Annotated in this window: 15 protein-coding genes and 2 pseudogenes; 8 read left to right on the top strand and 9 right to left on the bottom strand. The window is 68.7% G+C overall.

Translation table 11 applies throughout. The features are described 5' to 3' along the window. Positions 1–417: 417 nt before the first annotated feature. The 7 genes from ACI2K4_RS00285 to ACI2K4_RS00255 form a co-directional block, all read right to left on the bottom strand. Positions 418–2,055, bottom strand: coding sequence for an ABC transporter permease (locus tag ACI2K4_RS00285; RefSeq protein ID WP_404507598.1), 1,638 nt, complete (start codon positions 2,053–2,055; stop codon positions 418–420). After that, complete coding sequence (locus tag ACI2K4_RS00280) at positions 2,052–2,945, bottom strand: ATP-binding cassette domain-containing protein (protein ID WP_404507597.1); 894 nt, start codon at positions 2,943–2,945, stop codon at positions 2,052–2,054. Before ACI2K4_RS00280 ends, ACI2K4_RS00285 begins: the two co-directional genes overlap by 4 nt. Before the next feature lie 111 nt (positions 2,946–3,056). Further along, the gene (gene nhaA, locus ACI2K4_RS00275; RefSeq protein ID WP_404507596.1) at positions 3,057–4,373 is read right to left on the bottom strand and encodes a Na+/H+ antiporter NhaA; all 1,317 of its coding nucleotides are present in this window, start codon (positions 4,371–4,373) and stop codon (positions 3,057–3,059) included. Between the two features lie 176 nt (positions 4,374–4,549). Continuing rightward, the gene (locus ACI2K4_RS00270; RefSeq protein ID WP_404507595.1) at positions 4,550–7,414 is read right to left on the bottom strand and encodes an AfsR/SARP family transcriptional regulator; all 2,865 of its coding nucleotides are present in this window, start codon (positions 7,412–7,414) and stop codon (positions 4,550–4,552) included. A 987-nt stretch (positions 7,415–8,401) separates the two neighbouring features. Then, positions 8,402–8,857, bottom strand: a complete 456-nt coding sequence (locus tag ACI2K4_RS00265; protein ID WP_404507594.1) for an SgcJ/EcaC family oxidoreductase — start codon at positions 8,855–8,857, stop codon at positions 8,402–8,404. A 111-nt stretch (positions 8,858–8,968) separates the two neighbouring features. Then, positions 8,969–9,430 (bottom strand): SRPBCC family protein, encoded by a 462-nt coding sequence (locus ACI2K4_RS00260; protein ID WP_404507593.1) that lies wholly within the window; start codon positions 9,428–9,430, stop codon positions 8,969–8,971. Between the two features lie 56 nt (positions 9,431–9,486). Next, entirely contained in the window at positions 9,487–11,730 is a 2,244-nt protein-coding gene (locus ACI2K4_RS00255) for an MMPL family transporter (protein WP_404507592.1), read from the bottom strand. 199 nt (positions 11,731–11,929) lie between these two features. Between ACI2K4_RS00255 and ACI2K4_RS00250 the strand changes: the two genes are divergently transcribed. The 3 genes and pseudogenes from ACI2K4_RS00250 to ACI2K4_RS00240 all read left to right on the top strand — a co-directional run. Then, the gene (locus tag ACI2K4_RS00250) at positions 11,930–13,048 is read left to right on the top strand and encodes a sensor histidine kinase (RefSeq protein WP_404507591.1); all 1,119 of its coding nucleotides are present in this window, start codon (positions 11,930–11,932) and stop codon (positions 13,046–13,048) included. Further along, complete coding sequence (locus ACI2K4_RS00245) at positions 13,045–13,698, top strand: response regulator (protein ID WP_404507590.1); 654 nt, start codon at positions 13,045–13,047, stop codon at positions 13,696–13,698. The genes ACI2K4_RS00250 and ACI2K4_RS00245 overlap by 4 nt, the downstream gene beginning before the upstream one ends. Positions 13,699–14,454: 756 nt before the next feature. Further along, positions 14,455–14,739: pseudogene (locus tag ACI2K4_RS00240) on the top strand (transposase); the annotation flags it as partial. A 246-nt stretch (positions 14,740–14,985) separates the two neighbouring features. Here the strand turns inward: ACI2K4_RS00240 and ACI2K4_RS00235 are convergent. Then, positions 14,986–15,525, bottom strand: a complete 540-nt coding sequence (locus tag ACI2K4_RS00235) for a hypothetical protein (RefSeq protein WP_404507589.1) — start codon at positions 15,523–15,525, stop codon at positions 14,986–14,988. Positions 15,526–15,536: 11 nt separating this feature from the next. Between ACI2K4_RS00235 and ACI2K4_RS00230 the strand changes: the two are divergent. From ACI2K4_RS00230 to ACI2K4_RS00220, 3 genes and pseudogenes are all read left to right on the top strand, one after another. Continuing rightward, positions 15,537–15,743 (top strand): annotated as a pseudogene (locus ACI2K4_RS00230) (hypothetical protein); the annotation flags it as partial. Between the two features lie 43 nt (positions 15,744–15,786). Further along, positions 15,787–16,080 (top strand): hypothetical protein, encoded by a 294-nt coding sequence (locus ACI2K4_RS00225; protein ID WP_404507588.1) that lies wholly within the window; start codon positions 15,787–15,789, stop codon positions 16,078–16,080. 333 nt (positions 16,081–16,413) lie between these two features. Next, positions 16,414–17,934 carry a phosphoesterase gene (locus ACI2K4_RS00220; RefSeq protein ID WP_404507587.1) on the top strand — a complete coding sequence of 507 codons (1,521 nt, stop codon included), beginning with the start codon at positions 16,414–16,416 and terminating at the stop codon, positions 17,932–17,934. A gap of 148 nt (positions 17,935–18,082) precedes the next feature. Here ACI2K4_RS00220 and ACI2K4_RS00215 read toward each other — a convergent pair whose 3' ends face one another. Next, positions 18,083–18,853 (bottom strand): glycosyltransferase family 8 protein, encoded by a 771-nt coding sequence (locus tag ACI2K4_RS00215; protein WP_404507586.1) that lies wholly within the window; start codon positions 18,851–18,853, stop codon positions 18,083–18,085. A 351-nt stretch (positions 18,854–19,204) separates the two neighbouring features. Here ACI2K4_RS00215 and ACI2K4_RS00210 point away from each other — a divergent pair, with 351 nt between their 5' ends. Together ACI2K4_RS00210 and ACI2K4_RS00205 are read left to right on the top strand one after the other, a co-directional pair. After that, complete coding sequence (locus tag ACI2K4_RS00210) at positions 19,205–20,074, top strand: phosphotransferase family protein (RefSeq protein WP_404507585.1); 870 nt, start codon at positions 19,205–19,207, stop codon at positions 20,072–20,074. 1 nt (position 20,075) lies between these two features. Further along, positions 20,076–21,215, top strand: coding sequence for a glycosyltransferase (locus ACI2K4_RS00205; RefSeq protein ID WP_404507584.1), 1,140 nt, complete (start codon positions 20,076–20,078; stop codon positions 21,213–21,215).

The raw sequence follows: 21,215 nt of genomic DNA, 5'->3' as shown, positions 1-21,215 counted from the left end.
CCCGCTCCGATGGAACACGGCGAGCAAGGGGCCGATGAACTATCGAATAATTCCTCGGCCACCCCGCCGTTTTCGGAGGGTTTGGGAATAAACGTACCAGCGCCGGTTAGGGTGGTCCAGCCGACCCATCTCCCCGAGGAATCGGCGCGCATAAGTTTCACGTCCCATTGGCGGCCCCCCACACCACGGTGGTGAGGGATGTCCACCCATCCAGCCCAGGTGCACCAGCCTCGCCAGCAGCCGGTCGGCGAACCCGGAACGGTGTTTCGCACCGCCACCGGTAGCACGACGACGGCCCGCGCGGCGAGGCGGTCGTGGTGACGGGCCTGCCGGCGGGCGCCAGCTCAGCGACCAGGACCTCGATCACCTGCCGACACAGACCCGCTTCCTTGGGGCTGCCGTGCCACGGGTCCGTCTCTAGGAGAGCAGATCGCGGCGGCGGTAAGCGGCGACGCCTAACACGGTCAGGAGGGTGGCTATGGCGAGCATGACGGTTGAGGACGACATGCTGATCTCAGCAAGTGGTACCGGCGCGAGGTGAGCGAATGGTGAGATGTCGCCTACCCATTCCGGTGCTGCGACGCTCTCGGCTACGACCAGCAGCAGGAATCCACCGACGGCGGGAACTCCGCCGAGGGCCCCGGTCCAGCGGGGAGCCCAACCGACCGCGAACACCGCCGCGCCAAGGCTGAGCAGCACGATCGGCAGCACGTTCCAGGTGCCGCGCAGAGCGTCGTCCACGGCCAGCTCACCACCGATGGCGGTGACACCCAGCCATGTCGACAGGCCGGCACCGGTAACCAGGACCGCCGCGGCCGCGGCGGTGACCGCGATCTCGGCACCGATCAGCCCGATCCGGGTGGTCGGCTGACTCGCGAGCAAGGTCAGCCGCCGGTCGGACTCTGCCGCCACGAATGCGGTCATCCGAGCGGTGACGAAGCCACCGACTGGCATGGCGAGGATCGCGAACAGCGTCGCGGCGAAGCCGGCGATGCTGCCCAGTCCTTCGAAGCCAGCCTGGGATGCCTCGCCGGCCAGGGCCGGGTTGTCGCGCAGGAAGTCGGTGACCGACACCGCGGTCAGCCCGATCAGCAGGTAGTAGGCGCCGATGCCGATCGTCCAACCGGTCAGTGGCCGCAGTACCCGGCGTATCGCGAACGTTGCGACGCTCGCCAGCAGCAGGGTCCGGGGGCGCCGTCCCGCCGCTGCGGGGATCAGACCGTCGCGAACGTCGCGACGGCAAGCTGCCGTCAGGGTCAGCACCGTGATGAGTGCGGTGGCAGCGGCCAGCAAGAGTAGCGGTAGGACACGGTTGTGGACGTAGGGTCCGCTGAGGGACAGCAGCCCGAACGGCGACAGCCAGTGCAGCCAGTCGAGTGCGGTGACCCCGTCACCGATCATGCGGCCTAGCAGGCCGACGCCCAGCACCGCCACGGCTGCGCCGGTCGCGGGCGGGCGGGTGGGAAAGACTTGGGCGGCCAGCGCGGCCACCGCGACGAAGAACGCCCCGAGCAGGCCGGTGCCGGCGCCGTGCAGCACCGCGCCTGCCGGTTCGGTGCCGGACAGCAGCAGAACGGCCGTGATGGCGGCTGCGGTGAGGGCCGCGACCGCCATCACGGGGGCGAGGTGGCGCAGCAGGACGGCCGGGGCGGGTAGGCGGCTGGACAGCAGCAGGTCCCATCGGCCGGCGTCCTCCTCGCCGCGAGTGATCCGGGTGGTCGCCAGGATCGCCCAGGTAGCGAGCAGGACCGTGAGGACGGTGCCGACCCGCCACACGGTGAACCCACCGGCGGTCTCGAGGCCGATCGGTGCGCCGAACAGCGTCCGGATCGCCGGGTTGCCGGCCAGAGCCTGCAGACTGCCGGCCGCAGCCGGGTCGGCCATCACCTGCGCGTAGGTGGCGGCGACCAGCGCGGTTATCCCGGCGGCCAGCCCGACGACGATGAGTGCACCGCGCCGGATCTGGCGGACGGCTAGCCACGTGACAGCCCGGCCCGGCGCGAGTTCCGATGTCATTCGGGAGCTGGCCGGGGCGGGGCGGGTGTCGAGGCTCATCGGGCCGTCTCCGTCCCGTAGTAGTCGAGGAAGATCTCCTCCAGGCTGGGCTCCCGCATGGTCAGGGCGGTGACCTGTGCGGCGGCGAGGGCCCGCAGCACCGGAGCGGGCTCGCCGGTCAGGGTGAACCGCAGACGTCGTTCTCCGGCTGGCTCGATCGCCCCGACGCCGGGGATCACGTCCAAATCGGGTGCGTTGCCGGTGTAGCTGATCGTCACTTCGGCCCGGTGCAGACCACGCAGGTCGCTGATCGTGGAGACATCGGCGAGTCGGCCGGCGCGCAGGATGGCGACCCGGTCGCAGACGGCTTCTACCTCGGCGAGCTGGTGCGAACTCAGGAAGACGGTCTGCCCGCGGTCGCGGGCGTGCCGGACCGCGGTGCGGAACTCGTGTTCCATCAGCGGGTCCAGGCCGCTGGTTGGCTCGTCGAGCACCAGCAGCGGGGCCCGGGTGGCGAACGCGGCGATCAAGGCGACCTTCTGCCGGTTGCCCGTGGAGTAGGTGCGGGCCGGTTTCGACGGGTCGAGGGCGAAGCGTTCGACGAGCTCGTCGCGGTAGGCCAGGTCGGTGCCCGGGCCGCTGCGGGCTTGCAGGTGCAGGATCTCAGCGCCGGTCAGTTGCGGCCACAACGCCACATCGGCCGGCACGTAAGCCAGGTGCCGGTGGGCGCGGGCCACGTCGGCGGCGTCGACGCCGAACACCTCGGCCCGGCCGGCGGTCGGGCGGGCGAGGCCGAGCAGCACGCGGATGGTGGTGGATTTGCCGGCGCCGTTGGGGCCGAGGAACCCGAACACCTCACCCGCGACGACGTCCAGGTTCAGGGTGTCGAGGGCGGTCAGGCGGCCGTACCGTTTCGTGAGGTCGACAGCGCGCAGCGCGGGATCGGTCATCGCGGGAGGCCTTTCGGTCGGGCATGGATCAATGACCGCCGACCAGACTTCCCGGCACACCTGTCACTCACCGTACTCCCGCCCGCACGCGGCGGGAAGCCCCAGCTGCGGTCAGCGCGGCGGGCCAGCATCCTGCCGCTGGTAGACATCAGGTACGCCGTCGGCGTCCGTGTCCAGCTCCTCGGCGGCGCACAGCCGTTGGTAATGGCGGTTGCGGATGCGCAGGACCACGGTGGCCAGCAGCGCGGCGATCAGCGAGCCGACAAGTATGCCGATACGGGCGTGCTCGTCCTTCTCGCTGCCGCTACCGAACGCGAGCTCGCCGATCAGCAGCGACACGGTGAACCCGATCCCTGCCAGTAGCGACAGGCCCAGCACGTCCCACCAGCTCACCCCCTCACCGAGGGACGCGCGGGTCGCTCGCTGCACCAGCCACGTCGCCGCGAGCACACCGGCGCACTTGCCGACCACCAAGCCGGCGACGATGCCGATGGTCACCGGGTCGCGCAGCGTCGCGCCGAGACCGCCGGCCCCGGACAGCGACACCCCGGCGGCGAAGAACGCGAACACCGGGACCGCGACCCCGGCCGACAGCGGCCGCCACCGGTGCTCGAAGTGCTCCGCCAGTCCGGGCCCGGGACCTTGGGAGCGGCGCAGCACCGGCACCATGAACCCGAGCAGCACGCCGGCGACGGTGGCGTGGATGCCGGAGGCGTGCACCAGCGCCCAGGTGGCCGCGGCCAAGGGCAACAGCAGCCACCAGGACCGCACCCGGCGTTGCACCAGCACCGCGAACAGGCCCAGCGGAACCAGCGCGGCGAGCAGCGGCAGCAGGTGCAGCGAGCTGGTGTAGAAGACCGCGATGATGACGATGGCGAGCAGATCGTCGACGACGGCGAGCGTCAACAAAAACGTGCGCAGCGCCGCAGGCAGGTGAGTGGAAATGACCCCGAGCACCGCGAGGGCGAACGCGATGTCCGTGGCGGTCGGCACCGCCCACCCGGATAACGCGCCGCCGGCTGTGCCGGCGTTGATCGCCGTATAGATCAAGGCGGGTGCGGTCATGCCGCCGAGCGCCGCAGCGATCGGCATGATCGCCCGCCGTGGGTCCCGCAGATCACCGGCGACGAACTCGCGTTTGAGTTCCAGCCCGGCGACGAAGAAGAAGATCGCCAGCAGACCGTCGGCCGCCCACTGCGCGAGGGTCAGGTCCAGATGCCACGTGTGCGGGCCGACCCTGAACGCGCCCAGATCCTGGTAGGCCGACGCCCACGGCGAGTTGGCCCACAACACGGCCAGCACCGCGGCACCCAGCAGCAGCATGCCGCCGACGGTCTCGGTGCGCAGCACGTCGCCGATCCGGCGGGTCTCCGGCCAGCTGCCGCGGCCGAACAGGAAACGGCGCGGACGAGACGGTGTTCCGGTCACGGGGCTCCTTCAGCAAGGCACGGCAAGAACATCGCCGACCAGGCTTCCCGGCACACCTGCCCGTGAACCTACCGTGCCGGGTCAGGGCCGGCAGCGATTCACCTCACACGACACCCTGGCTTATCGATTCTCGGCTACCTGTTGCTCAAGCAGCCGGCTTGTCGTCGGTCGTCGTCTCAGCGTTGGCCGGTGAAGTCAGAACCCGGGCGCACCGGCTCAGCCGCTTGGCCGATTCGTTCGTCGAGGAAGGCCACCATGTCGGTCTGGTCGATGTCGGCGAAGCCCTTCCGCGCCGCGCGCCAGAAGCGCAGCGCCTCATGCCGTTGACCAGCCTGAAAGAAGACCTCACCGAGGTCACGCTCGCAGGAGGCAACCTCCAGGGTGTTACCGACCGCCAGCATGCCCTCGCGGGACCGCAGGTGACAGGCGATCGCCTCGTCGGTGCGGCCGATCCTGGCCAACACGCCGGCGGTCTCGCTCGCCACCTCCGCGGCCGTGTTGATGTCACCGACCTCTCGCGCCAGCGCCTCGGCCCGGCGCAGCAACGCCAAACCAGCCTCGACATCGCCGGTCGCGCAGCGGTCATATCCGAGCTGGAACAACGCCAGGAGAATGCCCGGAAGATGCTCGGCCGACTCGAACAGCGCGAGTGCGCGCTCGGCTTGCCGCAACGCCTCTCCGTGCTCACCCACATCCGAATACGCCTGAGCCAGATTGCGGTACACGTGCGCCTCCTGAAGCGGCAGCTCCAGCTCGGACAGCAGCTCCTTGCACCGCTCCAGGTCGTCGAAGGCCGACCGGATCTGCAGTTCGCCCGCCGGCACCCCGGCCCGAAGCAGGTTCCGCCCGGCGTTCACATTCGCGCCGGCCCTCATCCGGTGCATGGCGGCTTGGCCGGCCAGGTCGCCGCCGATCGTCGCCTGTTCGAGGGCCTGACCGGCCATCGCCTCCCACCGCTGGAACATGGCGCTGCGCAGGAAGTACGGCGTGAGCGCGCTGGCCAGTCGCCACGACCTTGCGCCGAGCGGTTCGATGGCCGCCTCCAGCACCGGAAGCTCGGTGGTGATCCACGCCATGGCCGCCGGAAGGTCCTTGATCAGCTCGGGCGAGACCCCGGGTCGGGGCGGGTCGAGCGCGGCGACGTGGACCGAACTCTTCAACATCTTGTTGGCGGCGTAGGTGGTGTGCAGCAGGTGGTCGAGCATGCGGTCCCGCGCTCGTCGGCGCTCCTCCGGCGAGTCGCGCTCCACACTCAGCTCGGCGGCGTACCCCTTGATCAGATCATGGAAGGCGAACCGGCCAGGACGGCTTTCGGTGATCAGCCGGGTGCGCATCAACTCGCGCAGCAGGTCCCGGGTTTCACCGACCGGAAGCCCGGCCAGGCTGGCCGCCCCGGCAGAGCCGATATCCGGTCCGGGATGAACCGGCAGGAGCCTGAACAGCCGGGCGGCCGGCTCGCTGAGCATCCTGGCGGACCAGGAGAAGACGTTGCGTACGTCGGTGCGCGGATCCTCACCGTCGAAGAAGTCCAACGGATCGGACTGCCGCATCTGCGCGGCGATCTCCCCCAGTGACCAGTCCGGGTAGTTCAGCGCGCGGGCGCACACGACCGCGATGGCCAGGGGCAGCTTGCCGCACCGCCTGATGATCTCGGAGATCGCGTCCTGCTGGCCGGCCACGCGAGCGGCGCCGAGGCGTTCACACATGGCGAGCCGGCATTCGGCTTCCGAGGGCGTGCTCAGGCTCAGCGGGACGGCGCCCTCCTTCAGGATCAGTCCGGTGAGCCGGTTGCGGCTCGTCACCAGAACCAGGGCGTCGGACGAGGCGGGCAGCAGGGGGCGGACCTGCTCCTCGTCACGAGCGTTGTCGAGCACGATCAACATGCGCCGGTCGGCCACCGTCGCCCGAAACAGCGTCGCCATGTCCTCGGTGCCGGCCGGGATCTGCGAGTACGGCACACCCAGGCCGGTCAACATCCGGGCGTACGCCTGGCTGCTGTCCAGCACGGCGTCGTGGAGATCGAATCCCTGCAGATCGACGTAGAGCCGCCCATCCGGAAACTTGTCGGCTGCCCGAGCGGCCCAGTGCAGGACCAGGCTGGTCTTGCCGACCCCGGGAAGCCCGTCGATGACGCCGATTACCGTTGCCGAACGGTCCTGGCCGACCTCGGCGTGAAGCTTCGACAGCCCCTCCAGCTCGGCCGCGCGGCCACTGAAGAACCGCGTGCCGAGTGGCAGGTGGGACCGCGGCGCGACGGCCGGCTGTGCCGGCTCGCCGGATCCCTGGCGCAGTACTCGTTCGTAGGCGGCACGAAGCTGGTGACCCGGATCTACCCCTAGCTCGTCGACCAGCCGCGTTCGCAACCGGTGGAAGGCGGCGATCGCTGCCGCCTGTTTGCCGTTCGCCGCCAGCAACAGCATCAGCCGGGCGTGCAGGGCCTCGTCGAGCCTGGCTTGCTCGGCGAGCTCCTGCACGATCGGCAGCAGATCTTCTATCTCTCCCGTGACAAGCGCGTCCTCCGCCGCGGCGCAGACCACCGCGAGGCGTTCCTCGTCGACGGACGAAAACTCCCTCGCAACCTCCGGATTCGGGTCGAGGTCGGCACCGCAGCGGCCCTGCCACAGACGAAGCGCCGCAGTCCGACGAGCCAGCGCGATCGACCGGTCGCCAGCCTCGGCTGCGGCCCGCCCCTCTTCGGCGAGCTCACGGAACTTCAGAAGATCAAGCGACTCGGGTCCGACTTCGAGCCGGTAGCCGCCACCGGTTCGCCGCAGCCACCGGCCCTCGGCGCGAAACGGCAGCGCGGGTTCCAGCCGGCGCCGCAACGTACCTATGTGCCGGTGGATGATGCTGGCCGCATGCTCCGGCGCGGCGTCGCCCCAGAGCAGTACCGAGATCTCCGACGGCGTCACCACTCGCCCGGGCCGCACCAGCAGCAAGCCCAGAATCAGCCGCAGCTGACGAGAGCTCAGGTCAAGCTCGGAGCGGCCACGAAACGCCCGTACCGGTCCGAGGACGGCGAAGTGGGAATGGTGATCCACATCTGCCTCCAACCCCGCGTCGCGGCTGCTGACGCTCGCTGCCTTCAAGTTCCGACAGAGCCCTACCAACGGATTCAGGTGAGCTGTCCGTGGCGCCGCCGGCCGACACGATCAAAGCATGACTGAGATCGGGGCGCCCCGTCAGCGGGAAGATCGCCTCGGCGAGCGTCGGTGATACCGGTACGTTCGAGGCCATCTTGGCGACGACTCTATTCCCACCGACCGGGCGGAGCGTGAGGATGGGCCGCCGCGACGCCGCAGTCGCCGATGAAGTGCCGGCGTTCGGGTTGGCGTGCGGGCCGTTCGGTCGATCCGTGTGCCGCCATCGTCCTGCACCACACCGGGTGGCTGGCTACTCCGAGCCGACGCTCGTGCCACCGCTCACGGAGCGACAGCCAGCACCAACGCAGTCGCACCCAAACGGCGCATCGCGGCGAAAAACTGCCTCCGGGGGAGGACTCGGCCACGCGCACCCAGCACACCTGCCGGAAACAGGTGTTCACGGGTTGCACATTAGCGTCCCCCGGGCTGCGGGACGGTGGCGGCGTGACCCAACTCGCGCAGCGCGACGCGGAGCCGGTCAGCCGCTTCGTCCAACACGTCATGGTCGTGTTCCGGCTTCGCCTAGCGATCCGGTTCATGCCGGTCGATCGGGCGTGGCTGGCCGCAATGCCGCGCCCGCTCCCGAATCCAACCCCCGCTGTTTGGAGGGGTTCAGGCACGACGGCCCCGTGACCGGGGAATCACTTGTGGACGGCCCGGGATGACGGTGCCCGTACCAGTCCGGTTCCCCGGCCAACGGCGACGACTGGCCATTCCACAGAACCGCCTGGTCCCCGGGACCTGTCACCGCTCCCGGCCGCCGCTGCCGCCACACCGCCCGAGACCTGACCCGGAGGTGGCCCGGTCGGTGTCGCCAGCACCCATGAACCTCGCAGGCGAGACCGACCGGGCCACACCGCAGGCTTTGCGGTCACCGTCATCGAGTCACGGCGTCCCTCCCACTGCCGGACCCAGATCGGCTGACTCCAGGGCCGCCACGGCCTCCAGCGAGATCAGACGCGAGTTCTGTAGGGCGACGACCTCCCAGTGGTCGTTCTGCCAGTTCATGACGAACAGTTGCATGGAGTAGCGGCTCGGTGGCGGCTCCTTCTCTCCTGGCATCGCGATCCCGACGCGGTGGTGTACGACGCCGCAGCCCGGCCCGATGATGCGGGCGAATGGCACTTCGCCGCGCAGTAGTCGAGAACCCTTCATCACCGTGTCGAAGATGGGTTGATGGGTGGCGATCATCTGCTCGCGTCCCCGGTAGATGGTTCCCTCGAAGTCCGCGAACTCGGCGTCGTCCGCGAAGTCGGCGAAGAATGCGGTGGCGTCACTGCGGTTCCAGGCCTCGTTCATCCGGGCCGGAATGGCGCTGATCGCCTCGACGGACAGTTGCATGCAATTACCTTTCTGCGTTGTCAGCTCTCAAGGTATTCAAGTGGACGACCGACTCCTCGACCAGCCGCGCACGGATGCCGGAGACGGGTGCTGCAAAGTCACACAGTTTCTTCAACCACGACGGGCGGGTGGGGTGTCCAGGCCGGCGGCGTGCTCCGCGAGTCCGGTCACCATGGCCTGCATGAAGCGGCGGAGATACCACTGGAAGACCCAAGGTGAATCCCCGCGCGCCGCGTACGTGCCGTGCCAGCGGATTCGCGTCCCGCCGCCGGGCAGTTCGTGCAGTTCGACAACGGCCTGGTAGTCGGCCATTTGCGGGTTCTCCACACCCTCGTACGTGAACCGGTGTCCGGACTCTAGGGCGGTTATCCGTTCGGTGGTGACGACGTTCCCGGTGCGGAAGGCACGGGTTGCGCCGACGTTGTCCCGCCCATCGGGTGAGAGGTCTCGCGACAGTTCGGATTCCAGCGCGTCGATGCGCGACCAATCGGGCCAGCTTTTCGGGTTCAACAGTAATGTCCACACTACGTCTGGCGGCGCCGTCGATTCGGCAGTGACGTCGTACGACTGCATTCCGGGGCTCCCCATGCTTCTTGGCGGGCAGGCGGGCGGGCGGGGCGACGGGCGGGTCAGGAGATGTGTTCCGGGAGGCGGCGGGGTTCCTCGCGGGCCGCCGGTGCGTCGGGCGGTTCGGTGGAGAGGGTTCTGCCGGTCTCGCTCATTCCGACTCGGGCGTGCAGGCGTCGGGCCCACGGCGGTGCCCACCAGTTCGCCGCCCCGGCGAGCTTCATCAGCGCCGGCACCAGGGTCGCCCGGACGATGAAGGCGTCGATCAGCACGGCGATACCCAGGCCGAGGCCGAACATCTTCATGAAGGTGATCCCGCTGGTGGCGACGGCGAAGAAGGTGATGGAGAGGACCAGCGCCGCAGCGGTGACGATCCGTCCGGTCCTGGCGAGTCCGGTGACGATCGAGGTGTGGTTGTCGCCGGTGCGGTCGTACTCCTCCTTCATCCGGGCGAGTAGGAAGACTTCGTAGTCCATCGACAGGCCGAAGGCGACCACAAACATCAGCAGCGGCATCGAGGTGTCGGTGAGACCCGTCGGGGTGAATGCCAGGGGGCCGGAAAAATTGCCGTCCTGGAAGATCCAGACCATGAGGCCGAGCATGGCCGTCAGGTTGAGGATGTTGAGGACGATCGCCTTCAACGGTACGAGGAAACTGCCGAACATCAGGAACAGCAGGGCGAACGTCGCCACGGCGATCCAGAGCGCGGCCCACGGGGCGACGGAGGAGATCGCCGCCTTGGTGTCGACGAGTCGGGCGGCGCTGCCGGCGACGAGAGCCTCGAAGGGTGGGTCGAGGGCACGCAGGCGGTGCACGAGTTCCTCGGCCTGCGCCGAGCTCGGCAGCACGGAGGGCACGACCTCGAACCACTGACCCGCGTCGGCGACGTACCGTCCCGAGTCTGGGGTGGGATCGCCGACCCGCTGCCCGTCGGCCCAGGTGCCCTGAGCGGTGACGACCTCGGCGACGTGCTCGACCCGGGACACGGCCATGACGTACGCCTCGACGTCGGCCGGGGTGGCCGAGCCCCTGATCACGACCGGGAGCGCCTCGGCGGCGAAGCCGAAGTCGCGTTGCGCCTTTTCGGTCGCCTGCCGTGCGGCAACGTCGGCCTGGAGTACACGGGCGTCGGGATTGCCGAACTGAGTGTTGAGGATGGGGAGGCTGAGCAGCGCCAGCAGCGCGATCACCGCACCGGTGACCAGGCCCGGCCGGCGCAGCACCCGTTCGGCGAGGGCCGCCCACCGGCGGGACTCGCTCGCCTCGCCCCGCCGCATGCCCGGCAGCCGCCACGCGTTGATCCGGTGGCCCAGCAGCATCAGCATCGCGGGAAGGGTGACCACCGAGGCGAGTACGGCGACCAGGACGACACCGACCCCGGCGTAGGCGAACGAGCGTAGGAAGTAGAGCGGGAAGGCGGCGAGCGCCAGCAGTGCCACGGCCACCGTCACTCCGGAGAACACCACCGTCCGGCCGGCGGACTCCACGGTGCGGATCGTGGCGAGGCCGACGCTGTGTCCGGCGTCCAGTTCCTCTCGGAACCGGGAGACCATGAGCAGCGAGTAATCGATCGCCAGGCCGAGCCCCAGTGCCATGACAAGGTTGGTCGAGAAGACCGACACGTCGGTGAATTGGACGATTCCCCACAACACAAAGAACGAACCGAAGGTCGCCGCACCACCGACGAGGATCGGCAACAGCGCCGCGACGACGCCACGGAAGACCACCAGGAGCAGGAGCAGCGTCAGCGGGATCGCGATCATCTCGGCGAGCAGCAGGTCCTGCTCCAGACCGTGGCCGAGAGCCTCGCCGATGGCCGCGGCGCCGCCGATCTCGACGGTGAGCGCACCCCGGTCTCCGCCGAGCCGTTCCCGTACCCGTTGGACTGTCACCTCGGCGGCGTCGTCGCCGCCGCCGGCGCGGGCGAGGACCAGCGCGGACGCCCCGTCGTCGGTGCGTAGGGACGGTGGTGAGCCCATTTGCCAGTACGACGTCACCTCGTCGACGCCCTGCACGGCGGCGAGTTCGGTGGACAGGGCCCGGCCGGCGGCTGCCGCGTCCGGGGCGTCGACGTCACCACTGTTCGCCGTGACGACGAGCAGGATGTTGGGCGTGCCGGCGGCGAACTCGTCGGCGAGGAGTTCGGTCGCCCGTGCCGAATCCGAACGTGGATCGTCGAAGCCGGCCGTGGAGAGGCTGCCGAAGACCCCTCCGCCGAGGATCACGGTCAGCGCGAACACGACCAGCGAACCGAACAGGGTCAGCCGGGCACGTCGGATGACCAGCCTCCCGAGCGCAGTGAACATGACGACCTCCTCCAAGGCCCGGTCGGTCCGGACGCCTGCCGATGAAGTCTGGAGCCGGCAGCCCCCGGTGTCCTCGGAGTCCGGTGCCGTTACCCACCCCCTCCGGGCCAGGAAAACGGCGCTCGGCTCCTACCCCGGTAGGAGAGGCCGGGGCCCGTGGTGGGAACCGACCGCACCGGTACTGACCTATATTCCTGGCATGCCCGCACTGCTGCGTGACCGCGACGAGTTCGTGATCGGGGCGGCCGTCCTCGGCACCGGCCTGGGAGTACTCAACCTTCACTACACGTCGGACTGGGGCTGGATTCTCGCGCTGCTGATGCTTCCGGCGCTGATCGTGCGGGCGCTCTGGCGATCGATGCCGGGCTGGCTGCTGCTGTCGTGGGTCACGGTCCCGACGGTCGTCGGCGACGCGGCGGTCGTCACCCGGAGCGCCTACCTCGTGGTCGTCACCGCACTGGCGGTGGTCGCGGCCGGCCGCCGGCAACGGGTCGACACCGTGGTGATGTTCCTCTGTCTGCTGTCGCCGTTCCTGATCTGGCTACTCGAAACCAACGACTGGCACCGGGGTCTCGGCGCGTGGCTCTGGTTCGGCGGCCTGCTGATCGGGTGGGGCTTCGGCCACGTCGTCGGCCGGCAGTTCGCGCTGATCGACGAGTTGGAACGTACCCGCGACAGATTGGCCGAGACCGCCGTGGCCGAGGACCGGCAACGCATCGCCCGCGACCTGCACGACCTGGTCGGGCACAGCTTCAGCGTGGTCCTGCTTCACCTCTCCGGAGCGCGGATGATCCTCACCTCCTCCCCCACCGAGGTCACGGAGGCGGCGGAGGCCCTGCGGCAGGCGGAGCTGGTGGGCCGCAAGGGCATGGACGAACTTCGCCAGGCATTGATGCTCATGCACCGGGGTTCCCACTCGCTCGCACCGCTGCAATCCGGCGAACTCGAACACCTGCTGGACAGGTACCGCGACGCCGGGATGCGCATCGACATCGACATCGCCGGAGACATCGAGGGCGTGTCGGCGGCGCCCCGCATCGTCCTGCACGACGTGCTCCGGGAGGCCCTCACCAACGTCGCCAAACACGCCCGCTCCCCCGAGGCGACGATTCGGATCGGCGTGGACCACGACCGGGTCGACGTACGGGTCGAGAGCCCGCTCGGTCCGACTCCCTCGCGTACGGGGAGCGGCATGGGACTGGCCGGGCTCGAGCACCGGGTGGCCGCCATCGACGGAACCTTCCAGACCCGGACAGACCGGGAACACTGGGTGGTCCGGGCGCAACTGCCCCGTCGCCTCGCCGGGGCGTCCGCGTGATCCGCGTACTCCTGGTCGACGACCAGCCGATGGTCCGTACCGGCCTCGGTCTGATTCTGCGGAGCCAGCCCGACATCCAGGTCGTCGGAGAATGCGGCGACGGCGGCGACGTCGTCCGGACCGTCTCCGAGTGCACTCCCGACCTCGTCTGCATGGACGTGCAGATGCCCGTGGTGGACGGGGTCGAGGCGACCCGCCGGCTACGGGCCGCCGGCGGACCACCGGTCTGCATCCTCACCACCTTCGGCGACGAAAAGGTGCTCTGGGCCGCGGTCGACGCCGGCGCGGCAGGGTTCGAACTGAAGTCCGCCACCCCCGAGAACCTCATCGAGGCGGTCCGCACGGTCGCCTCGGGTGGCACCTGGATCGACGGCACCCTCCTCGGCCCGATCCTCGACTCCTACCGACAGTCGGCCCGGTCGACGCCCCTTCACCAGCAGCGCCTCGACGCACTCACCCACCGCGAACTCGACGTCCTCCGCCTGATGGCACGCGGGGCCTCCAACCGGGAAATCGCCGAACAGCTCTTCCTGGCGGAAACCACGGTGAAGACCCACGTCGGCACCCTCTTCAACAAACTCGGCGCGCGCGACCGAGCTGCGGCGATCGTCTTCGCGTACGACGCAGGACTCGTTAAGCCACGACGATGACCGACCATCGCCGAGCACCGTACGGCCTGACCTTGGGTCACCATCGGTGACCTCGGCAGCTAAGTCGCCGGCGCTAGCAGGATTCGGTGGGCCTACTCCAGCAGGCGGGTCACGTGGAACGGACCGGTCCTGCCGGACCGAGGGCGGTCTGTCCTCATACTCGACCACCGACCAGCAATCGTCGAACGCGACTGTGTACTGGCGATTGCCCGGGAAGACGTTGGCGGCGGTTCCCATGGCAACGCCGCCCTCGGGGTACCGTCGCGTGATCGCGGCCCATTCCTCGCCCGACCAGCGAAAGAAGCGGGTTCGACGACTTCGCGTACCGGCACCCGATGGAATCAGCCGCACCTGGCCGGGCCGGTGTTGCAACACCTCAAAGAACCCGGGCCCGCCGATCGCTGATCACTGGAGCAACATCCGCAGTGACGGCGACCCGACACCGATGAACCTAAACGATTGCCTCGATTTGCGTCACCCCGACGCCATGCACCAGATCCTGACGGACAAACGGCTGCGTGGCCGGGTCGTCGTCCTCGGGCTAGCCCGGCGCGGGCAAGACCTCACTGCTGCTAGGCGAGGCCCTGCGACTCCGCAAGGCACACACCCCAGAAGCCCGGGTGCCGGTGCTGTACGCCTGCCCGCATGGAACCCCGCGAGCAGACTCTCGAACAATGGATCTTCAGCCAACTCGCCACTGAGGCGCTGCAGGCCGAACCACCCGGCGGTGTCAGCATCGAGCCGGACGACCACGCCGTGGGTCGTTCCCGTGGCGGGTTGACCACGAAGCTGCACCTAGCATGTGAGCAGGGACAAAAACCCCTTGCCATCGTATTGAACGCCGGACAGTGGGGCGACAGCCCGCAGTTCGTACCAGTCCTAACCGCTATCCGCGTTCCCCGCCTGGCCACCGGCCGTCCGCGCACCCGTCCGGACCGGATCTTGGCGGACCAGGCGTACACCTCGAAGGCGAACCGCTCCTACCTACCTCGACGTGGCATCGCGGCGACCATCCCGAGCAAGACCGACCAGGACGCCGACTCAGCCTGAGGCCCGCCCTCGGCAGCCGGCGCCAAATGCGCGTTCCTGCTCCAGAATTTCGCCGCGTCATCTGCGGAAGGCTGCCGGCGTCCGCAGCGGTCATCCCGGATGAACCTCCGCAGGTCGCCCGGCTCCACCAACCTTCCCCCGTCAATTACCCGATCACCTCGCCGGGCAACCGATTCTCGACGGCCGGAATCATTTGATCGTTCCCGCCCTGTCGCTGAGCAGATCGGGCACCAGCCACTACTGCTCGTGGCTTACGAGAGTGCGGGAAGTAAGCGAGCGACACCCCGTCACCAAGAAATCGAGAATCATCGACACTGCCGACTCAATCGCGTAACGTGTCCATTCACGTACCGACGACTTGTACGCGGCTCGCTCAATTCCATTCGCTCGCATCGGGAACGCAGCCGTGGGATCGTCGTCGCATCGCATCGGCACGAACCCGGCGACCTCCATCGACGCGCTGGTCAGATGGTCGGCCTGCCGGCGGAAGCCCATAGTCCTCGTGACCCCGTTCATGATCAGCGGCAAGACGAGGACGCCGTTCTCCCGAAGCTGGTCGAGCAGGGCTGGGGCAACGTCCCAGGCCCCCACCGTGACGATGATCGCGTCGAACGGACCCTCATCCGGCACACCATGCTCAGCGTCGGCGACGAGGACCCGTACCCGGTCGCCGTAGCCGTTCTGCTCCAGCAGGCCCGCTGCCCGGTCAGTGACCTCCGAGTCGATGTCCACGCTGACGACGCGACCCTCGGGGCCGGCGCCCGGGCCCGAAGCCAACTTCGGTCGAGGCGATCGGGCCTGACCTGGTTGCCGGACCGGCGGACCTGGCGCACCTCGCTCGCTACGGCCCGATCCCCGGAAGGACGATCGTCGCCGGGCTGGTCGATGGGCGCAACGTCTGGCGTACCGACCTGCGGGCCGCGGCTGGCGCGCGCGGCCGGCGACGGCGAGCGTCTGATCGCCCACCGGCCGGGCCTTCCTGGCCACCGGGATAGGCGGTGGCGGAGCGGCGGCCACACAACCGCAGAATGTAGAACTGTGACAAACGAGCGGACCGAGACCGAACCGGCGGCCACGCTGGCCATCACCACCCCACCGACCGCCACCAAGGTACGGATCGACACGCCCGGGGCCGCCATCGAGATCGAGGCGAACGAGCCACTCGACAGCGTCGTACGGACCGCACTGCGCCTGTTCCACGAGGCCGGCGGCTGGCCGCAGCAGAGCAACCGGGGCGCCGGCTTCGGCCAGATCGAGCGTCGGGACACCCCACCGACGCAGGCGAGCGCCATGCCGCACGCGCCCGGCGCCTATCCAGTGCAGCTACCCTGACCCGGGGTGTGAAGGGGGACCTGAACCCGCGCCGTCCGCATTGACGCGCACCTTGGCTGCGGGCATGCGCAGATACTACGCGCATCCGCCGCAGACTCGCAGTCTCTGTCTCATCACGGGTCTGGCGTCCACGACGTGCTCCACGCCTACCGGTGGGCGCTGCCGAGCCGCGACAACCCGGCAGCGACCGAACGGCGGCCAGGACGCCGGCATTGATGCCCACGGACAGGGTGACGGCTGACGGTTCAAGGCGCTCACCGGCCAAGAGGACCGATCACGGCTAAGGTCATCGATTGATGAGGCGACCCCGCCGCACGGAGGGAAGGGTGACCTTTGAAAGACGAAGACTTCGCAGACATCCCACGATCGCAGGTCTCTCGGCGTCGACTGGTCAAGTACGTCGGCGTCGGGGCCATCCTCGCCACGGCGAGCCCGCTGGCCGGATCCGGATCGGCGATCGCCGACGACAACGGCGATGGCGATGGCGATGGCCATTTCGGCAGGCAGGGCGGCGGGGATTCCGGCGGTCGTGTGTGGCGTGCCGGCGACCACCACGTCCACTCCGAGTACAGCGGAGGCTGGGACACCTCGACGAATCCTCCGCGGTTCATCAAGGGCGGCGAGGCGGTCTACCCGATCGTCACCAACGCGATCATGGCCAAGAACTTCGGTCTGACCTGGGCGATGTGCACCGACCATGGCGGGCCGACGCACTCGAAGGTAAACCTGGAGCAGGCGTACCCCGACCTGCTGCGCTCCCGCAAACTGGTTCCCGAGGTGCTGCAGTTCTGGGGCATGGAGTTCGACGCCCCGGCCCTGGACCACCACACCCTGATGATCCCGCGTCACGACGACGAGGCGAGGCTGCTCTTCGAACTGGAGAGCAGATTCGCGAGCCGCGAGGGCTGGCCGGCGGACCCGACCCGCGACACCGAGGCCAAGATGGTCGAGTTCCTCAGATACGCCCGGGGTCTGGAACAGCGTCCGCTGGTCATCGCCCACCACACCTCCCGGTCGGCGCCCGGCCTCGGTGTGTACGGCCAGGACACCCCGCGCGAGTTCCGCAACGGCAACAACGCCGCGCCGGAGATCTACGTCGGCTTCGAGGGCGCCCCCGGCCGCCAGGCCGGTCCGCTCACCGGCGGCGTCCGGGGCGGCTACGTCAGCCACCCCACCCACGGCGGCTTCGACCAGATGACCGCCCGCGTCGGTGGCCTCTGGGACTCCCTGCTCGGCGAGGGCCGCCGCTGGTGGATCACGGCCGGCTCCGATTCCCACGTCCACTGGACCCGCGGCGGCTCCGACTTCTGGCCGGGCGAGTACAGCAAGACCTACGTCCACGCCCGCCAGGACTACGCCGACATCATGGACGGCCTGCGCAACGGACGGATCTTCGTCACCACCGGCGACCTGGTCACCAGCCTCGACCTCACCGCCTCCGGTCAGGGCCGCGCTGCGGCCGTGGGTGAGACGATCACACTGAACCGGCGTAACCGGACCGATGTCGAGATCGAAATCACGTTCCGGCCCCTGGCGGGCAAGAACGCCAACGGCGACCGCCCCCAGGTCCGTCGCGTGGACCTCATCATCGGACGGATCACCGGTCCGAACAGCAACCTCGACGCCGACACCAACCCCACCACCACGGTAGTCGCCCGCTTCGGCCCGCGCGACTGGCGCAGGCAGGGCCGCGACTACGTGATCCGACACACCCTGGGCAACGTCGAGAGCGACATCTACGCCCGGGTACGCGGCACCAGCACCGACGAGGCCGAACCCCTCGCCGACGGCCCAGAAAGCCCGTGGAGCGACCTCTGGTTCTACTCCAACCCGGTCTTCGTCCACGTCCGATAGGTCGCCGGGCCAGCCCGGCCGGGGGTGGACCCAACCGTCCGGGATAAACCCGGGTCAGAGGATTGCCGGGAAGCGGGAGAGGCCGGGTCGGTCCCCCCATGGTGGACCTGCGTGGGGGCTGACCGGCCCAGGCCGGCGGTGGCGGGCGTTAGCCTACGGCGGCCGCCTTGAGCACCTCCCACGCGTCGCGGTCGACCTCGCGAAGCTCGGCTGCCGCGGCATGGAAGCTCGCCGCGCCGAGCCCCTGGTTCGACGAGAGCCAGGGCTTGTACATCGTGAAGTGACGTACGGCGGTGTGCTGACGTGCCGAGGTCGCGTACGCCCAGCGCGCGCTGGGCGTGTAGAGGTGCGTCATCACGTTCCATCTCGGATCGAGCCGGGTCCACTGACCCGCCAACACAGTGTTGAGTGCGTGCTGGTCACTCATTCCCTCGTTCACGACGAGCGACATCGCCGCCGATCCTATACCGGCGTTCCGCCAGGCCGACACATCCACACATATGACACCAGAATTGAAGTAGTCCTCCCAGCCGTGCATGCGGTTCGCGAAATCGTCCTGCACCGCGCTGACAATCTTGTCGGCCGGAATTGATTCGTCGAGCTTGTGCACGTCCTCGAGAACGAGGGTGTCGCTGTCGAGGTAGAGGGCCTTCTCCGTGCCCTTCGGAACCATCTTGTCGATCAAGAGACGGGCGAACATCGCGACCGGGTACTTGGAACTCGCCTTCGCCGGAGGCAGTTTCCTGACCCGGAGGTCCGTAGCAGGAAACAGAGCGGACAGTGCCTCCCGGGAGCGCGGCTCGATCGCTTCGACCGCCAACGTGGCCGACAACGGCGATCCCGCCTTCCTGATCGCCGAGAAGAGAGAGACGGCCATGGGGAACAGGTAGGGCTCGTTGGCACAGTAGAAGAGATGCATTCCGACCTCCGTTGGCCGCACTTCGGGCGCGACAGTCTCCATCGGCGTACCGGTCAGTGGAGGTTCTACCATCGACGTGCCACGATCAACAACCGCACGACGGACCGCGCCCTACGACGCGGGCGACCCCATTTCGGCAGCGCGGGCGCGATGGCGCCGGCCGCTTGCAACTGGCCTTCCGGTCGACCACGATTGCGGTGGCCATGCGCATCCCGCCGGCCCGGAGGGACGGTCTGGTCGAATCACCCATCGACCACGGCGCCCGCCGCGACTGGTTCGGCGGGCACAAGCGAAAGTAAGGTCGCCAAGGTGCCCACATCCCTTCTGAGTCGCATATTGCTCGAGTTCGACGTGACCGCGCAGGACGACCCCGGCCGGCAGGGTCACTCACTGTCCGGTTCCGACGCACGACCTGTACGTACCGCGACCGGACGCAACGCGTACCTGAAGACCACACCTGCCGGCCTGGGGCCGGCGGCGGTGGCCGCAGCGCGACGCGAGCTGACGTTCTACCGCGAGGTCGCCGCACGGGTGTCGGTTCGGACTCCCTCACTGCTGGCCTGGCACGACTCCGGGGACGGCGTCGCGGTGTTGCTCACCTCGTCCGGTCACCCGGTGGAGCCGAGGCGGTGGTCGCCGACGATGTGGACGGCGCTCGGCCACCAGCTCGCCCTACTGCACGGCGCGCCCCCGCCGCCGGGGTCGGACTGGTTCCGACCCGATCCCCTCCTGGCCGCGATCGCCGCGCCGGACGCCGGGCGCGTGGCCGCCTGCTGGGCCGACACCATTCCTGAACTGCCAGGCATACTCGCCCGTACGGAGGATCTCCTCTCCGACCTGAATCTCCTTGAGCCTGTCCTGACCCACGGTGACTGCCATACGGATAATGTCGCCTTTCTCGACCAGCAGCCTGCTCTGTACGACTGGCAATCGGTGGTCGTCGGTCGGCCCGCCGCCGACATCGCTTTTCTCAGTGTGCGTGCGACACCGTCGGGGATCACCGTCCCACCAGATCTCGTCGCCGCCTACCGCAGCCACACGGGATACGACCGGGACAATCTTCGACGGGCCCTCCTGGCTGAGGAACTGGCCATTTTTCTCTTCCTCTGGCCACCCTTCGCCGCCCTGAACACCGCTACGGGAGTTGCGCACGCGCGGCGAAGGGTCCGCTCACTCGCAACCCGATGGCTGCGCGCCACCACCGACGAGAAGGTGCCCTGACATGAAAATCTTGTTCATGCCCTACGCCTCGAAGTCCGGCACGTGGGGCTGCGTCGTCAACATGTTGGCCATCGCCAAGGAGGCGCGAAGGCGTGGTCACGAGGTTCTCTTCGACGCCTGTCCACCGGGCGCTCGGCTACTGACCGGGAACGGATTCTCGGTCCGCGAGTTCGAGGGTGCGGTCGCGGCGACAACACCGGCGGCCATCACCGACATATACGATGTCTTCGACACCCTCGGCCTTGCCGAAACCTCCTACTGGGACTACCTGATGGATCGCGAGGTGTCCCTGATCCGGGAGTTCGGTCCCGATGCCGTCGTGGTGGACATGCGTCCGACCGCCTCGGTCTCGGCCAGCCGCTGCGGCGTGCCGCTGGTCGCCATGGCCTGCGTCGGAACCGATCCACGGCGGCAGAGATCCGGCGGACACATGCTCGACGACCTGGCTCGCCGCATCGCCGGAGAGCACTCCGACATCCAGGTCGAGTCATTTCCCGAGCTGCTGTTCTGGACAGCCGACCGGAAGGTCTCGCCAAGCTTCGCCCGGTTCGAGCCGAGCCTTCAGGACGTGCCCGGCCTGGGCTACGTGGGTTATCTCGAGGACGTGGGCGCGCACGGTCTTGACGGGCTGCCGCCTCGGCCGGAGCGCCTCGTGCTGGCCTACCTCAGTACGGTCGGATGGAACTCCGACCTCATGGTGCGCTCGCTGGCACACAGCGCCGAGCTGGCGGACGTGAACATCTGGTGCGTGACGAACGCAAACGGCAGGACGACCCAGGTCAGCGATCGGCTTCGCCTATTCGACTATCTCCCCCTCGACGCGCTTCTTCCGGAAAGCCATGGAATTCTCTTTCACGGCGGGCAAGGTACGGCGCTGGGGACGCTCTTTCACGGGGTGCCGTCCGTTGCTTGTCCCGGCCAGCACTACGAGCGCCGGTACAACGCCAACCGCCTGCAGGAGCTGGGCTGCGGGGTGCACGCCTCGGTGATGGACCTCCGACCAGGCAGGTTGTCGAAGTCGCTGCACCGGATCGTCACAGATCCGAACTTCGGCCTCAACGCCAGCGCGGCACGCGCCGATCTTCGTTCGCTCCCCGGTAGCGCGGGCGCCGTGGACATCATCGAAAGTGTTGCCCGGTGA

The organism is Micromonospora sp. NPDC050397 (genome assembly GCF_044901685.1).
Classification (GTDB): domain Bacteria; phylum Actinomycetota; class Actinomycetes; order Mycobacteriales; family Micromonosporaceae; genus Micromonospora_G.
Note: the sequence above shows the minus strand (reverse complement) of the source record. Positions and strands in the feature narration are given on the sequence as shown.

Bases quoted from the DNA above. Each gene is read 5' to 3' on its own strand.
- ACI2K4_RS00255 (WP_404507592.1), bottom strand. From the start codon at position 11,730: ATGTTCACTGCGCTCGGGAGGCTGGTCATCCGACGTGCCCGGCTGACC.
- ACI2K4_RS00265 (WP_404507594.1), bottom strand. From the start codon at position 8,857: ATGCAACTGTCCGTCGAGGCGATCAGCGCCATTCCGGCCCGGATGAAC.
- ACI2K4_RS00215 (WP_404507586.1), bottom strand. From the start codon at position 18,853: ATGCATCTCTTCTACTGTGCCAACGAGCCCTACCTGTTCCCCATGGCC.
- ACI2K4_RS00260 (WP_404507593.1), bottom strand. From the start codon at position 9,430: ATGCAGTCGTACGACGTCACTGCCGAATCGACGGCGCCGCCAGACGTA.
- ACI2K4_RS00250 (WP_404507591.1), top strand. From the start codon at position 11,930: ATGCCCGCACTGCTGCGTGACCGCGACGAGTTCGTGATCGGGGCGGCC.
- ACI2K4_RS00285 (WP_404507598.1), bottom strand. From the start codon at position 2,055: ATGAGCCTCGACACCCGCCCCGCCCCGGCCAGCTCCCGAATGACATCG.
- ACI2K4_RS00205 (WP_404507584.1), top strand. From the start codon at position 20,076: ATGAAAATCTTGTTCATGCCCTACGCCTCGAAGTCCGGCACGTGGGGC.
- ACI2K4_RS00280 (WP_404507597.1), bottom strand. From the start codon at position 2,945: ATGACCGATCCCGCGCTGCGCGCTGTCGACCTCACGAAACGGTACGGC.